Here is a 14,784-nt window from a genome sequence, read left to right on the forward strand (position 1 = left end):
CCAGCGTCTCATATGTCGTTACCTGATCGTGTTCTTGAAATGCGAATAGCCGCACATTACGGCCGGGTAAACTTCCGCTACATCCGGAAGGCGGCAACGGAGCCGTCAAGAGGGGGAGCGGCGATGAATGCTCGGAAATCCACCGACGGCAGATCGGTTGTGGAGCTGCCAACCGCGTTGCCGCCGAGTCGCACCGTGGCCGTCCGCGCAGCCGACGGCACAGCGTTACACGCCGAGGTGTTCGGGCCACCCGACGGCTACCCGATAGTCCTGACACACGGTTTCGTCTGCGCCATCCGCGCCTGGTCTCACCAGATCGCCGAACTGTCCACCGATTACCGGGTGATCGCCTTCGACCACCGCGGTCATGGCCGCAGCGGCCTGCCTCGCCGCGGCGGCTACGGCCTCAAACACCTTGCGTCCGACCTCGATTGCGTGCTGGACGCGACGCTGGCTCCGCACGAGCGCGCGGTGATCGCCGGGCACTCGATGGGCGGCATTACTATCCAAGCCTGGTCGGAGCGCTACCGCCACAAGGTTCGCCGGCGCGCGGATGCCGTCGCGCTGATCAACACGGCCAGCGGTGATCTGCTCAGCAAGATCCAGTTCCTTTCGGTGCCACAAGGATTGGGGCCGGCGCGAGTGCTGGCCGGCCGGACCCTGATCAGTGCGGTCGGCGGACTGCCACTTCCGGCTGCAATCCGCATTCCGAGTCGGTACCTGGTCGCGATGATGGCGACCGGCGCGGGCGCGGACCCAGCCGTCGTCAAGCTGGTCTACGAGCTTTTCGTGAACACCTCGGCGGCCGGGCGTGGCGGATGTGCGCGGATGATGCTCGAGGAGATCGGATCGCGCCACCTCAACCTCGACGGACTGACGGTGCCGACGCTGGTCATCGGTAGCGAACACGATCGTCTGACGCCGATCGCTCAGGCTCGTTTACTCGCCCGAACCGCCCCCAACGTTGTCGATCTGGTCGAGTTGCCCGGCGGGCACTGCTCGATGCTGGAACAACCGCAAGAGGTCAACCGGCAACTGCGCAAGCTCGCCGAAACGGCGATGGCCCGACACGCCCGCTTCCAGCAGATCAGCTCATAGCAGGGCGGCGACCTCAGCGGCCGCACGCTGACCGGACCTGACCGCGCCGTCGAAGTACCCGGTCCACTCGTCCGCGGTTTCGGTGCCGGCCCAGTGAATGGGCCCGACCGGGGCGCGCAGCAACTTACCGTACTTTGTCCACGACCCCGGCGGCACTGCGGCGGTAGGTCCGCCTGGGGCGAATTGCTCTGCACCCCAACGGAAGTCGGTGTAGTCCAGCGGGTTGAGTGCCTCGTCGCCGTACAGCGAGGCAAAACAGCGCAGAGCCTCGCCGCGGCGCTGGTCGGCAGGTAGTGAATCAAAACCTTTGGGGTTGACGAATCCCAACAGGATGCCCGGCCCGTCTTGCGGGCTGACGTCGAAGGTGATGAAAACCGGGCCGTCGTCGAGCAGCGCTTGGCCGGAGAACCCCTTGCTTCGCCAGAACGGCGTCGGGTACGCGGCGTAGGCCTTGCTCAGTCGGCCCTGTGGCCAGTTGTGGGCGAGTTCGGCGTACTCCGGCGGCAACGGCGGGTTGAACTCGATACCGGCGCGGTGGGCGGGCGGAATCGCCACGATGACAAACCCCGCCTCGGCCTGGCCCTGGCTGGTGGTGATCGTTACTCCCGAGCCGTGTCGGTCGATGCGGCTCACCGCCGCATCGAGCACCACGCGATCGCCGAGCTGAGCCGCCGCCCTTTCGGCGATCTGCTGAGTGCCGCCCGGAATGAGGTCCTGTTGGGCGCCGTTTTCGGTGTCGAGTAACCGGTTCAGTCCGCCGGCAGCCCGCACGTAGCGGGCGGCGTGCAGCATCGACACGTCCTCGGGCTCACAACCCCAGGTCACCCTCGTCATGATCGCCATCAGGTCTAGTGAGGACGTCGTGGCGCGGACCATGCGCAGCCACTGGCCAAGGGAGACGCCGTCGAGTTGCTTCGCGCGCTTGGCATCCCACGGAGCCGCGATCGGAACCGTGCGGGAGAGCCGCTCGAACTGCCACTGCAGCCGCCCGATATCGAGCAGTCCGAGCAGCGACAGCCGCGGGATCGTGCCGCCGTAGGCGCGCGCGGAGCCGCGCCAGTGGATCACGTTCTTGCCGTTGTGATGGGTCGGGACGGTGGGCAGCCCGAGGTCGGCGACCAACCCGAGCACGGCGTCCTGGGTCGGGCCCACGAACGAGCCACCTCTATCGATCGGATGTCCCGCGACGCTGCCGGTGAACGAGCGACCTCCAACGCGGTCTCGGCCCTCGAAAACAAGGACGTCGTGACCCTGTTGCGTCAGCTCCCGCGCTGCGGTTAGCCCGGCAAAACCAGCGCCCACCACGACAACATCGACATTCCACGGTGGGTTTGTCACGGCTCCAGTGAACAGCATTTCGTCGATTTCGTACTGTGATTTCCTCCCCCGGATCTTCAGGTAGGCATTTTGAAAGTCTTCACAGCGCTATACGGACTGGCCGACGCGGCCGACCGCGCCCGCGAGTTGCGCGACGCCGGTGCCAGTGGTGTCGCGACCTTCGAGGGTCCGCACGACGTGTTCGCACCGCTCACTCTGGCCGCCGCGGTGGACGGTCTGGACCTGATGACCAATGTGGCGATCGCGTTTCCGCGCAACCCCATCCACCTCGCGCACCAAGCCAACGACCACCAGTTACTCAGTAAGGGCCGGTTCCGCCTCGGCCTCGGCACGCAGATCCGCCCGCAGATCGAGAAGCGGTTCGGTGCGCAGTTCGACCATCCGGTGCAGCGCATGACCGAGCTCATCGAGGCGCTACGTGCGATATTCGAGGCTTGGAATTCCGGTGCCCGGCTGGACTTCCGCGGCGAGTTCTACCGGCACACACTGATGACGCCGACCTTCAATCCTGGCCCGAATCCGTTTGGGCCGCCGCCGATCTATGTGGGCGCCCTCGGCCCCCGGCTAACCAGGGCCACCGCCGAGCATGCCGATGGCCTGCTGGTGATGCCGTTCGGCTCGAAGCGCTTTCTGCAGAACAGCACCATGCCGGCGGTGCGGGCGGGCTTGCAGGCCAGCGGTCGCCGGGCGGAGGATTTCACGATCATCCCGGAAGTAATCGTGTCGGCCGGTGACAGCGCCGTCGACGGCACCCGTCGGCTGCTGTCGTTCTACGGATCCACCCCGGCGTATCGGCCGGTTCTGGCCGCGCACGGCTGGGAGGATTTGCAGCCCGAGCTCAACGCGATGTCCAAGCAGGGACGCTGGCAGGAGATGAGCTCGCTGATCGACGACGAAGTCATGAACACGATTGCCGCCTGCGGCACCCCGACCGAAATCGCAGCCCACATCAAGGACCGACTCGACGGCGTCTCCGACACCGTGTTCCTGTATCAAGCCGCGCCCATCGGCCTGTCCACCCTGGCCGAGATCATCGATGCGTTGAGTTAAGGCGCGACGGTCAGCCAGTCCGCGAACCCGGACGGGTCGTGGCGGCCGAGCGCGCCGTGCTCGTAGAGGCCCCAGCCCTCGACCGGCTCACCGTCTCCATCCCGGCATACCGCCCGCCCGACATGGTCGATCACGCCGAACCCGGACCGGCCGATAATCGCTGGGTCGGTCATGTCATAGGTCAGCCGCTCGACGAACTTCTCGCCCTTCCAGACGCCGTGCAGCCAGTCCGAGTCGCCGCCATAGCCGCCACCGACATGAATCGGCACCGGCAGTTTGGATTCCACGTCAAAGTGCACCGGGGTGCCCTCCGGTGTGGTCGCGTCGATCGTCGCCCCGGTTGGGATCCGGGTGCCGGAACGGTAGTGGATCTTCACGCGTGGCCAACCCAGTTGTTCGACGCGGCCGTCGCGCCACACCCGGGTGCAGTCGTTGAGCGAGCGAAACCCGTTGGGCTCTTCCTGGATGATCAGCACGATCGCGAAATCGTCGAAAGCAATTGGCACATACAGCCACCACATGCCCTCGAACGGAGGATCGGCCGGCCGGCCGGCCGGCTCGGCCTCACCGATCGGTCGGATGCCCCACGACCGGTCCCGGCTGCCGATCCAGGTTGCGGGGTCGACTTTGACTTCTTCTCCGTCGATCAGCAGGTGCCCACTCCAGCTGCCGAGTTGGGCGAAGCGTTGGGCGTTGAGCGTGACGCGGTTGCCCGCCCGCAGGATGTGTGGTTGCTCCTGGACGACGTCGAACAGACCGTCCCACGTGAGATCGGCTGCGATACCTTCGGTTTCGTCGAGCACGATGCGTAGCTTGCGCAATGGTTCGATGATCTCTACGCGGTAGCCGTTTACGTGCTGATTCAGCCGGTCCTGGTCGATGGCATCCGAAACGTGCACCGCCGTCTGGGTATCACCACGCCGGATCAGTAAGAACGCATCCTTTACACCCAGATTCGGGTAGTAGCCGATGCCGGTGATGACGAAGATGTCCCCGGTGCGATCGTGGGCGTTGAAGTATGACCGATCGTAGAAGTTACGGTCGGAGGAACCCGGCCAGGCGATCGGTTGGGGAATCTGGTGTACCGGGTACTCGTCAAGCGGGCCTAGCATCAACTTTCCTCTCCGATAAAGCGTTTCATCAAGCCGGCGTGGTAGAACAGCGCCTCAACATCGTCGGGCTTTTCGGCTTCGCCGAAGTGCACTCGCCGTGCACCGGTGCGCATGAAGACACAGGCCCACATGACGCCCGAGTACGCGTAGAACCAGCGCAGGTCATCCAACTCCACGCCAGTCAGTTGCTGATAGGTCGCGCGCACGTCGCCCTCGCGCATCACCCCGGGCAGGCCGGGTAGGCCCGCAAGCCCGGCGAGTTCTTCAAAAACCTTGTGCGCATAGATCATCCACGCGACGTCAAGTTCGCGGGGGCCCAGCGTCACCATTTCCCAGTCCAGCACGGCCACCGGCTCGAAGTCTTGGTACAACACGTTGCCCACTCGGGCGTCGCCCCACAGTAGTACCGGCTCGCGCGCGGCTCCTTCGTTTGGCCAATTGTCTTGCAGCCATTGGAAACTGCGTTCCACCAGCGGTGAGCGCCCGATGTCGGGGACCGCGAAGTCATACCAGGACTTAACCCAGCCGAAGTGCCTGCGCAGCGCGGTGTCGCCGGCCAGACCCTCGGTAAGGAAGCCAAAAGTCCGCTCCGCATTGGGAATCGAGTGCAATGTGGCCAGCACTTTGACGCTCGCATCCTGTAGCTTGCGTTGTTGTTCGGCCGACGCGTCGGCGAACCAGTTGCCGCCGAACGTGTATGGCATGACGTCGGGTGGCACCACGCCGTCGACGTAGTCCATCAAGAAGAACGGAGCGCCCAGCACTTCGCCCGTGTTCTCGATCCAGCGGACGCGGGGGACGGGCACATCGGTCGATTCACCGACCTGCCGGATGACCTCGAACTGGTGGTCAAGCCGGTAGGTCGGGAAAACCGGCACATCTTGGGAGGTGGGGGCCACCCGGGCCACCAGTTTCTGCTCCTGGTTCTCCCAGCGCGCGGTCAAAATGATGGTTTCCGACGACATGCCAGTCGAGTCGATGCCACTCTCGACGGTTACCTCGGGCGCCACCGGCAACACGGTCGACAACCACTGCGACATCAGGTCCGGGACGGTGCTGGTGTCGCGGCTCGAGCGTTGCATGCGGTTTATGTCTTCAACCGCCGGTTCGTTGGCCACGGGGTGCTTCCTTTGCGAGATAATTACGATACGGTAGGTAGCGTTATGAAAGCAGAACAGTCAACCCTTGACAAGGCCCCCGGCGCCGGGCGGCCCCGGGACCCGCGGATCGATTCGGCCATCCTGGCCGCCACCGCGGAACTGCTTGTGCAAATCGGGTATTCGAACCTTTCGCTGGCGGCCGTCGCCGAGCGGGCCGGAACCACCAAGTCGGCGCTGTACCGGCGGTGGTCGAGCAAGGCCGAGTTGGTGCACGAGGCGGCGTTCCCGGTGGCGCCGACCGCGTTGGTAGGGCCGGCCGGGGACTTCGCCGCCGATATCCGGATGATGATCGAGGCCACCCGGGACGTCTTCACCACTCCCGTGGTCCGCGCCGCGCTGCCGGGCTTGGTGGCCGACATGACCGCTGACGCCGAGTTGAACGCGCGGGTCTTGGCTCGCTTCACCGGCCTGTTCGAAGCGGTAAGGGTGCGCCTGAGCGAGGCCATCGACCGTGGTGAGGCACATCCTGATATCAATCCGGAACGGCTGATCGAGCTGATTGGGGGATCGACGATGCTGCGGATGCTACTGCGGCCGGACGAGAATCTGGACGACGCCTGGGTAGCGCAGACCGCCGCGATTGTCGTGCATGGGGTGACTCGATGACCGCGATCGTTACTGGCGCCAGTCGAGGCCTGGGTCGGGCAATCGCGCTGGCGTTGGCCGCCGAAGGTGTTCCGGTGGCCGTCGTCGGGCGCACCGAGGCCGTCTGGGACGAGCGACTGCCCGGGACGATCGGCGAAACGGTCGCCGACATAGAATCGGCCGGCGGACGGGCGGTGGCCGTCCGGGCCGATCTGACCAACCGGGACGATGTCGTCCGCCTGGTTGACGAGTCCCGAAATGCCTTGGGCCCCATCAGGATTTTGATCAACAATGCGGCCTTCACCGCTCCCGGCCGCCCGGGCGGCCAGCCGCGCGCCGCAAAGCCGGCCGAGAAGTCGGCCAAGAAACCGGACTGGCCCGGCTTTGTGAGCATTCCGCTGGCCGCCTATCGGCGGCATTTCGAGATCTCGTTGTTCGCTGCCTATGAGCTGATGCAACTGGTCAGCCCGGACATGATCACCGGGGGCGGCGGATCGATTGTCAACATCACCTCCGTCGCGTCGCGGATCGGCGAGGGATTGCCCGGATACGGCGGCGCGAAGGCTGCCCTGGAACACCTCACGGCATGTGCGGCGTCCGACCTGGCCGATCACAACATCGCCGTGAACGCTCTCGCGCCGTCGAAACCGATCATGACGCCAGGCCTGTCTTACTACGCGCGCGGTTTCGACGACGTGAGTTCTCCGGAGGAATTCGCCCAGGCCGCGGTGCAACTGGCGCGGGTGGACCCGCGTGTGGTTACCGGGCGCACCATCGGTCACCTCCAAGTGCTTGACGGCAGCTATGCGCCGTTCACCGTGTGACTCCATCACGCGGCGTGCAGGTCGATCAGCTTGATGCCGATGGCGGCTTCGACTTCGCTGACCTCAATTCGGGGATACCCGGGTAATGGTGGCGCGGTCGACCGGTAGCCGGCACCGGTGGGCGTGACGTATTTGGCTACGTGTCTACCGTTTTCGTGGGTTGTGGTGACCCGCCAGCCCGGCGCTTCCTTGGCGTAGTTGCACTGCTCGCACAAACCGACCCCGTTCTCCGCCGAGGTGGGTCCGCCGCGCTGCCAGGGTTGAGCGTGATCCCGATGCCGGATCGGGGCGTCGCAATACGGAGTGCGGCAGGTCTGATCGCGCAACCCGATGAAATGAGCGAGACCGCGCGGGAAATTTCGCGACCGCGACTCCATCGACACCAACGCCCCGCTCGCGGGCTGGGCGTACAGCCGACGAAGTGTGGCGCGCGACCGCGCATCGGCCAGAGCCGCGCTGACGAGGTTTCGTGCCACCGCTGCCGGGATCGGGCCGTAACCATCGATCACCGCTGCGTTGCTGTCGTCTCCCAGCAGTGCCTCGTCGGAGATCACCATGTTGACCGCGATCGGGGCCGCCACACTGGCGGGCACGCCAGTCACCCGCTCGATGAGGGTGTCGGCCATCACCTGTCCTCGAGACCGACCGTCGAAGGTGGTATCGGCGGCGCGGCGCAGCGCGGCATACACGCCCACGCCCTTGGCGACCGGGAGCAGTGCGCTGACCCAGGTCATGGCATCGGGCGCGGGACGTATCGTGACCGCGCGCTCGGTCTCGGCTTTCGCGGCGCGATCGACCACCGCCCGCGGATCCCGCCGGTAGGCAATTTTCCTGGCGGCGGCGGCAATCCGGCTATCGCCCATCCCATCCAGACTCGACATGTCCGCGCACAACTCGCGATCCAGCGCACGCCGGTCCTCGACATCCAGGCACGCCGACTCCCGCACGATAATCGTCGCCCGCCACTCGGATAGCCGGCCGCACTCCAATGCCGCGAGGGTGCAGGGCATCTCGTGCACCAACGCCTTCGCGAAGCCCAGATGCCGCCCACCCCGCGACGGGGAATCCCGACGGGCCAGCGCGATCTCACCCGCCACCCCGCGGCAGCGTTTGGCCGCCGGCACACCCGCGGCCGCCTCAGCCGTGCGCCGCGACGCAGCCAATGCCGCCGCGGCACGGGCCTGGCCCGCCGCCGCCGCGCTCTTGACCTGCTCGAGCTCGGTGATTCGCGCGATCAGCTCAGCCTCATTGGCCCCCTCATCCACCTGGGCAAACCGCTCCAAATCGAACATACTTGCGAATGTACACCTCGCCCCCGACAAGCCCTCGCGACTAGACCCCACCGGAGGCCACGGCTAGCCTTCGGCTATGGGGCGCAGGTCGCCGAGGGACCGCCAGTGACATTCGACAAGCCCACCGCACGGGTGGTTGCACTTGTCGCCTTGCTGATCCTCGCCGCTGCTGCCCTGCGTGGCTACCTACCGGCGCACCACGGCTCCCGGCTGACGGAGTCGAGCAGCAACAACACGGCACTGCTGTTCCTCGTCGCGGCCATCGCGGCGACCCTTGCCTTGTTGGCCTTCTCCATAATCGCCAGACTGCGTGACCCCCGCGCGGTGGCACCCAGCGCCGGCGACCCTTCCGGCATGCTCGGCAGGGGCGGCACCCGGCCGAGCTGGCGCGTCGTGCTGATCGCACTCGCAGTGATCGTCGCCTGGTCGATTCTCGTCATAGTGCTGTCCCGACTGTTCACCCCACCCGATGTCGCTCTCGACGTGCCGCAATCGGATCCGAGCCAGGGGCCTGCATCGTCATCCGGTGCCGCGCCGAAGCCGAAACATCCTCCGCGCCACAAGGACTCCGACGACATGCTCGCATCGTTGCTGGCCTTTGTGCCGGTGCTGCTGATGCTGTTTGTCGGCGGATTCATCGCATCCCGGCGCAAGCGAGCCTCAACCGTGGCGGAAACCGATACCGACGAACATGCCGAATTGCCCTCGCCAGAAACCACTTCGAAGTCTCTGGTGCGTGCCGCCGAAGTCGGACTTGCCGAAATGACCGACCTCAGCCGTGAACCCCGGGAGGCGATCATCGCGTGCTACGCGGCAATGGAGCGGGAGCTGGCCAACGTTCCCGGTGCTGTTCCACAGGAATTCGACACCCCTACCGAGGTACTGGCCCGCGCGGTTGACCAACGTGCGCTGCACGCCGACAACGCCGTCCAACTGGTGAACCTGTTCGAGGAAGCGCGATTCAGCCCGCACGTGATGAACGAGGACCACCGCGAAACCGCGGTGCACGTGCTCGAATTGGTGCTCCAGGAGCTCGTCCCGCGATCGGGAGCTTCCCGATGAAAAGGCTTATCGTCCTGGGCATTTTGCTGATAATCGGTATTGAGCTGTTGGCGCTGATCGTGCAGGATCGCCGGTGGGTCCTGGTGGCCGCCGGCGTGGGCCTGGCGTTGGTGCTTATCAACCTCCGCCGGGTGCTGGGCCATCCGAACGAGCCGGAAGTCGAACCCGAATCCGATGACCTCGGTGATGCGTTGCGGCGCTGGCTGGCCAACACTGAGACGACGATTCGGTGGTCGGACTCCTCCCGCGGCGACTGGGACCGTCACCTGCGCCCAATGCTGGCCCGTCGGTTCGAACTTACGACCGGTCAACGACAGGCCAAGGACCCAGCGGCGTTCCGAGCGACCGGCGAGATGCTGTTCGGCCCGGAACTATGGGAATGGGTGAATCCGAACAACGTTGGACAAGATGTCGCCAGCCAACCCGGGCCCGGCCGTGCGGCACTCGAGGAGATTCTGCGAAGGTTGGAGACGGTATGACGATGCCGGCGGCGACAACTACCGCCCACTGTGAAGCGGTTCTCGACGAAATCGAGCGGGCCGTCGTCGGCAAGCGGGCAGCGCTGAGGCTCATCCTCACAGCTGTGCTAGCCCGAGGCCATGTGCTGATCGAAGACCTTCCCGGACTTGGCAAGACACTGATTGCGCGGTCGTTCGCATCCGCGCTCGGGCTGGAATTCACTCGCGTGCAGTTCACTCCCGACCTGCTGCCGGCAGACCTGCTCGGTGCGACCATCTACGACATGCAGTCGGGACGGTTCGATTTCCGTCGCGGACCGATCTTCACCAATCTGCTGCTCGCTGACGAGATTAACCGCACGCCACCCAAGACCCAGGCAGCCCTGCTCGAGGCAATGGCGGAGGGGCAGGTGAGCATCGACGGCCAAACCCACAAGCTGCCAATGCCATTCATCGTCCTGGCCACTGACAACCCGATCGAATACGAGGGCACCTACCCGTTGCCCGAAGCGCAGCTGGACCGGTTTGCGATCCGGATGGAACTGCGCTATCTCTCCGAGGAAGACGAAACCGCAATGCTGCGTCGCCGTCTGGACCGCGGATCGGCTGAGGCGACGGTCAACCAGGTGGTCGACGTACATGATCTCCTGGCCATGCGCGAATCGGTCGAGCAGGTCACCGTGCACGAGGACGTTCTGCACTACGTGGTCTCGCTGGCCACCGCGACCCGGAACCATCCGCAGGTCGCCGTAGGTGCCAGCCCGCGTGCCGAACTGGATTTGGTTCAACTCGCCCGGGCGCGGGCGTTGTTGTTGGGCCGCGACTATGTGATCCCCGAAGACGTTAAGGCACTCGCCACACCCGCAGTCGCACACCGGATCACGTTGCGGCCAGAGATGTGGGTGCGAAAGATTCAGGGGGCCGACGTAGTCGGCGAGCTGTTGCGGCGCTTGCCGGTGCCTCGTGCCAACAGCGGGCCTGGGCCAAGTTGATTCAACATCGCGAAGTCGACTTCCGCTGGCGCGCATCGCAACTGACGTTGGCGGTCGCTACTTGCGCCGGTGTGGCGTTAGCGGCGGCGGTCATCAGCGGACACTGGCAGTTGATCGCTTTCGCCGCACCACTGCTCGGAGTGCTGTGCTCGTTGAGTTGGCAGCAGCCCGTCCCGACGGTTCACGTGCACGCCGAACCTGACTCGCAACGATGTTTCGAGACCGAACAGGTGCGAGTGCGGATCTGGGCCACGACAGCTGCCGGGTCGGGGACGCTTGATCTCACCGTCTCGACGGTCGAACCGATGGAACTCGAGGTCGTCGAAACCGAGACGCGGGCGAAAACCGTTGCGGTGATGGCGAAACGGTGGGGACGGTATCCGGTCCGGGTGCGCGTCGACGTTCGCGCACGGGGCGGATTGCTGAGGGGGACAGGCACGGCGCACGCCGCCGACGTGATCGTATTTCCGCTGACGCCGCCGCAGTCGACGCCGATTCCGCAGACCGAATTGCTCGACCGGTTGGGCGCACATCTCACCCGGCACATCGGGCCAGGTGTCGAATACGCCGACATTCGTCCATACATCCCGGGCGACCAATTGCGGATGGTGAACTGGGCGGTGAGTGCGCGGCGCGGCAGATTGCATGTGACGCAGCGGTTGACCGACCGTGCCGCCGATGTGGTGGTGCTGATCGACACATATCGACAGCCCGCGGGCCCAGCCACCGAGGCCACCGAACGCGTCGTGCGCGGCGCGGCACAGGTGGTGCAGACCGCGCTGCGAAACGGCGACCGCGCCGGGGTCGTCGCGCTCGGCGGCAACCGTCCCCGCTGGCTCGGCGCCGACATCGGGCAACGACAGTTCTACCGGGTGTTGGACACCGTGCTCGACGCCGGTGAGCGGTTCGAGACCACCACCGGTACCCTGGCACCGCGCGCTGCGGTGCCGTCGGGCGCGATCGTCTTCGCGTTCTCCACCCTGCTCGATACCGAATTCGCCTTGGCGCTCATTGATTTACGCAAACGCGGGCACGTCGTGGTCGCCGTGGATGTGCTGGACAGCTCGCCGTTCGAGGGCGAACACGACCCGTTGGTGGTCCGGATGTGGACGTTGCAACGGTCGGCGATGTATCGCGACATGGCCACCGTCGGCGTGGATGTGCTGTCCTGGCCGTCGGATCGTTCGCTGGAGCAGTCGATGGGAGCGCTGCCGGACCGTCGCCGCCGGGTTCGGGGTCAATTGGGGGCACGGCGCTGAGATGAACCGCATATTTTCGTTGACGTTCGGTTTGTTGATGGTCGGCGCGGCTGCCATCGGATCGGACGGGGCGGCGCTGATTGCCGCTGCCGCTGCCGCGCTCGCGGTGGGGTGGGGGACGATATTTCGGCCCGCGGCAACGATTGCCGTGCTGTTGTCGCTGGCGGTGATCATCATGGGGGATTCGTCCCAGGTACTCGCCGCGGTGTCGGGCCTGTGCGCGGCGGTCTACCTGGTTTGTCGGCACTCGGACGCCGATGCTGGCGACTGGCGCTGGCCAACTATCGTTGCCGCGGTTGGTTTTACGTTGATCGGCCTGGTCGCGACTTCGTTTTCGCTCCAGTTGCCGTGGCTGCCGCTGGCCGCGCCCCTGGCGGTGTTGGCAATTTATGTCCTGGCGACCCGTCCGTTCCTGAATTGACGGGTCCCCGGGAAACTTCCGAATTGTTTCTATGAGGTTTGGTCATTTGCCGGATATTGCCGCCCGGTCGGCTTACAGTTTGTGCGCTGTTGGGGCTCAACGGAAGGGGATGGCCTGATGAGTTTCTTTGCTTTGCCGCCGGAGATCAATTCGTTGCGAATGTTCGCCGGCGCGGGTTCGGTGCCGATGTTGCAAGCGGCCATGGCCTGGGACAATTTGGCGGAGGAACTGGGCACGGCGGCGCAATCCTTTGCTTCGGTGACGTCGGGTTTGACGGGCCAGGCATGGCAAGGCGCGGCGGCGGAGGCGATGGCCGCTGCGGCGGCACCCTACGCGGGTTGGCTTAGCGCGGCGGCGGCGCGGGCGGTGAACGCTGCTGGTGCGGCGCAGTCGGTGGCCGGGGCCTTCGAAGCGGCGCAGGCGGCCACGGTGCATCCCCTGGCGGTGGCGGCGAATCGAAATGCGTTCGTGCAACTGGTGGTATCGAATTTATTCGGTCAGAACGCTCCAGCTATCGCGGCGGCCGAAACCATCTACGAAGAATTTTGGGCCGCGGACGTGGCCGCCCTCGTCGGCTACCACGGCGGCGCTGCTGCCGCGGTAGCGAACTTGTCGTCGTGGGGTTCGGCGCTGGCTGGCTTGCCGGTCTTGGGTCAGGTCGCGGGTGCGGCGGCCACCGCCGCCACCGCGATTCCGGATATCAACACCGGACTGGGCAACATCGGTTTCTGGAATCTAGGTGCCGGTAACCGTGGAGATTTCAACCTGGGCGTCGGCAACTTCGGAAACGTGAATCTGGGTAGTGGCAACATAGGAAACCTGAACCTGGGTAGCGGAAACTGGGGCCTATACAACCTTGGCTCGGGGAACATCGGCAACATCAACTTCGGCAGTGGGAATGCATTCGGCAATCTCAACTTCGGCAGCGGTAACAACAACGGCAGCGGGAACTTCGGCCTGGGCAACCGGTTCGGTAACGGAAACCTCGGCGGCGGCAATGACGGTAGTCACAACTTCGGCAGCGGGAATTTCGGGTCGCATAACCTGGGCAGCGGGAACTTCGGTTCACTGAATATCGGGTTCGGAAACCAAGGCGACCTCAACTTCGGTTTCGGCAACAAGGGCAACAACAACATCGGTATCGGGCTGACCGGCGACAACCAATTCGGCATCGGCGCGTTGAACTCCGGTGTCGGCAACATCGGCTTCGGAAACTCGGGCAACAACAACATCGGCTTCTTCAACTCCGGTGACGGCAACTTCGGCTTCTTCAACTCCGGTGACGGCAACACTGGCTTCAGCAATGCGGGCAATATCAATACCGGCTTCTGGAACAGCGGCTACGCCAACACCGGGTTTGGCAATGGCGGCAGCCACAACTTCGGCTTCGGCAACGGCGGCAGCGAAAACACGGGCATTGGCAACGCCGGCTACAGCAACACTGGGATCGGAAACGGCGGCAATGTCAATACCGGCGACTTCAACGCTGGCGGTTGGGTGGGTGGAACCGGCGGCAATACCGGCTCATTCAATTCGGGCAACCTCAACACCGGATTCGGCAACTCCGGTGATCTGAGCACCGGCCTGTTCAACGCGGGCAGCGTGAACACCGGCATCGGCGGTACCGTCGATCAGGCCGGCACGGTTTCGGGTATCGGAAACACCGGCAGCAACGCCTCCGGATTCTATAACGAGGGCAGTTTCGTCTCAGGATTCCAGAACGTGGCGACGGGCATCTTCGGCACTTCGGGTTTCATGAATAACGGCGATTACCTGTCCGGCTTCAATAACACTGCTGAATTTAGCTCGGGCTTCGGAACCACTGGGCTTTCCAGTGCCGGCATCAATACATCGGGTGCGTTCGGCTCCGGCATCGGCACGTCTGGTGACAACAGCTCGGGCATCTCGAACTCCGGTAACGGCAGCTCCGGCGCCTTCAACGAGGGCGACAACCAGGCCGGATTCTTCGGCCGGGCGAGCACGCCGGCCTTCCTGCTCGATCTGGGACCGTTGGCCCCGGCCGTCGCCGCATTGTCTGCCCCGGCAGCCACTTTCACGCTGCCCAACATCAACACCGGCCTGGGCAATATCGGCGACTGGAACCTAGGTGGCGGAAACATCGGCGACCTCAAC

The 14,784-nt window shown here is 65.0% G+C and carries 14 protein-coding genes; 10 read left to right on the top strand and 4 right to left on the bottom strand.

The window, feature by feature from the left end; all coding sequences use genetic code 11:
- The first annotated feature begins 123 nt into the window (after positions 1 to 123).
- Entirely contained in the window at positions 124 to 1,098 is a 975-nt protein-coding gene (locus A5634_RS19155) for an alpha/beta fold hydrolase (RefSeq protein ID WP_065145607.1), read from the top strand.
- Here A5634_RS19155 and A5634_RS19160 read toward each other — a convergent pair.
- Positions 1,093 to 2,436 (bottom strand): flavin monoamine oxidase family protein, encoded by a 1,344-nt coding sequence (locus tag A5634_RS19160; RefSeq protein WP_065145623.1) that lies wholly within the window; start codon positions 2,434 to 2,436, stop codon positions 1,093 to 1,095. The genes A5634_RS19155 and A5634_RS19160 overlap by 6 nt on opposite strands.
- 69 nt (positions 2,437 to 2,505) lie before the next feature.
- Here A5634_RS19160 and A5634_RS19165 point away from each other — a divergent pair, with 69 nt between their 5' ends.
- Positions 2,506 to 3,486: a TIGR03617 family F420-dependent LLM class oxidoreductase gene (locus tag A5634_RS19165; RefSeq protein WP_065145608.1), complete on the top strand. Its 981-nt coding sequence runs from the start codon at positions 2,506 to 2,508 to the stop codon at positions 3,484 to 3,486.
- Here A5634_RS19165 and A5634_RS19170 read toward each other — a convergent pair.
- Together A5634_RS19170 and A5634_RS19175 are read right to left on the bottom strand one after the other, a co-directional pair.
- The gene (locus A5634_RS19170; RefSeq protein WP_065145609.1) at positions 3,483 to 4,598 is read right to left on the bottom strand and encodes a hypothetical protein; all 1,116 of its coding nucleotides are present in this window, start codon (positions 4,596 to 4,598) and stop codon (positions 3,483 to 3,485) included. The genes A5634_RS19165 and A5634_RS19170 overlap by 4 nt on opposite strands.
- Positions 4,598 to 5,716 (bottom strand): phosphotransferase family protein, encoded by a 1,119-nt coding sequence (locus tag A5634_RS19175; RefSeq protein ID WP_065145610.1) that lies wholly within the window; start codon positions 5,714 to 5,716, stop codon positions 4,598 to 4,600. The genes A5634_RS19170 and A5634_RS19175 overlap by 1 nt, the downstream gene beginning before the upstream one ends.
- Before the next feature lie 45 nt (positions 5,717 to 5,761).
- Here A5634_RS19175 and A5634_RS19180 point away from each other — a divergent pair, with 45 nt between their 5' ends.
- Together A5634_RS19180 and A5634_RS19185 are read left to right on the top strand one after the other, a co-directional pair.
- The gene (locus A5634_RS19180) at positions 5,762 to 6,364 is read left to right on the top strand and encodes a TetR/AcrR family transcriptional regulator (protein WP_065145611.1); all 603 of its coding nucleotides are present in this window, start codon (positions 5,762 to 5,764) and stop codon (positions 6,362 to 6,364) included.
- Positions 6,361 to 7,167: an SDR family NAD(P)-dependent oxidoreductase gene (locus tag A5634_RS19185; protein ID WP_065145612.1), complete on the top strand. Its 807-nt coding sequence runs from the start codon at positions 6,361 to 6,363 to the stop codon at positions 7,165 to 7,167. Before A5634_RS19180 ends, A5634_RS19185 begins: the two co-directional genes overlap by 4 nt.
- Before the next feature lie 5 nt (positions 7,168 to 7,172).
- Here A5634_RS19185 and A5634_RS19190 read toward each other — a convergent pair whose 3' ends face one another.
- Positions 7,173 to 8,459, bottom strand: a complete 1,287-nt coding sequence (locus A5634_RS19190) for an HNH endonuclease (protein WP_065145613.1) — start codon at positions 8,457 to 8,459, stop codon at positions 7,173 to 7,175.
- 105 nt (positions 8,460 to 8,564) lie between these two features.
- Between A5634_RS19190 and A5634_RS19195 the strand changes: the two genes are divergently transcribed.
- The 6 genes from A5634_RS19195 to A5634_RS19220 all read left to right on the top strand — a co-directional run.
- A complete protein-coding gene (locus tag A5634_RS19195; RefSeq protein WP_065145614.1) occupies positions 8,565 to 9,521 on the top strand; it encodes a DUF4129 domain-containing protein in 957 nt (318 codons plus the stop codon).
- A complete protein-coding gene (locus A5634_RS19200; RefSeq protein ID WP_065145615.1) occupies positions 9,518 to 10,000 on the top strand; it encodes a hypothetical protein in 483 nt (160 codons plus the stop codon). Before A5634_RS19195 ends, A5634_RS19200 begins: the two co-directional genes overlap by 4 nt.
- The gene (locus A5634_RS19205; protein ID WP_065145616.1) at positions 9,997 to 10,971 is read left to right on the top strand and encodes an AAA family ATPase; all 975 of its coding nucleotides are present in this window, start codon (positions 9,997 to 9,999) and stop codon (positions 10,969 to 10,971) included. Before A5634_RS19200 ends, A5634_RS19205 begins: the two co-directional genes overlap by 4 nt.
- Positions 10,968 to 12,230, top strand: coding sequence for a DUF58 domain-containing protein (locus A5634_RS19210; RefSeq protein WP_065145617.1), 1,263 nt, complete (start codon positions 10,968 to 10,970; stop codon positions 12,228 to 12,230). Before A5634_RS19205 ends, A5634_RS19210 begins: the two co-directional genes overlap by 4 nt.
- 1 nt (position 12,231) lies before the next feature.
- On the top strand, positions 12,232 to 12,651 hold the full coding sequence (locus tag A5634_RS19215) for a hypothetical protein (RefSeq protein WP_065145618.1): 420 nt from the start codon (positions 12,232 to 12,234) through the stop codon (positions 12,649 to 12,651).
- A gap of 117 nt (positions 12,652 to 12,768) precedes the next feature.
- Positions 12,769 to 14,784 (top strand): PPE family protein (locus A5634_RS19220; protein ID WP_081290530.1); only part of this gene is annotated, 2,016 nt, incomplete at its 3' end.

Origin of the sequence: Mycobacterium asiaticum (assembly GCF_001673365.1) — a bacterium.
GTDB lineage: Bacteria > Actinomycetota > Actinomycetes > Mycobacteriales > Mycobacteriaceae > Mycobacterium > Mycobacterium asiaticum_A.

Excerpts from the sequence above, each read along its gene's own strand:
- A5634_RS19190 (WP_065145613.1), bottom strand. The coding sequence starts at position 8,459 with ATGTTCGATTTGGAGCGGTTTGCCCAGGTGGATGAGGGGGCCAATGAG.
- A5634_RS19215 (WP_065145618.1), top strand. The coding sequence starts at position 12,232 with ATGAACCGCATATTTTCGTTGACGTTCGGTTTGTTGATGGTCGGCGCG.
- A5634_RS19200 (WP_065145615.1), top strand. The coding sequence starts at position 9,518 with ATGAAAAGGCTTATCGTCCTGGGCATTTTGCTGATAATCGGTATTGAG.
- A5634_RS19205 (WP_065145616.1), top strand. The coding sequence starts at position 9,997 with ATGACGATGCCGGCGGCGACAACTACCGCCCACTGTGAAGCGGTTCTC.
- A5634_RS19180 (WP_065145611.1), top strand. The coding sequence starts at position 5,762 with ATGAAAGCAGAACAGTCAACCCTTGACAAGGCCCCCGGCGCCGGGCGG.
- A5634_RS19185 (WP_065145612.1), top strand. The coding sequence starts at position 6,361 with ATGACCGCGATCGTTACTGGCGCCAGTCGAGGCCTGGGTCGGGCAATC.
- A5634_RS19170 (WP_065145609.1), bottom strand. The coding sequence starts at position 4,598 with ATGCTAGGCCCGCTTGACGAGTACCCGGTACACCAGATTCCCCAACCG.
- A5634_RS19155 (WP_065145607.1), top strand. The coding sequence starts at position 124 with ATGAATGCTCGGAAATCCACCGACGGCAGATCGGTTGTGGAGCTGCCA.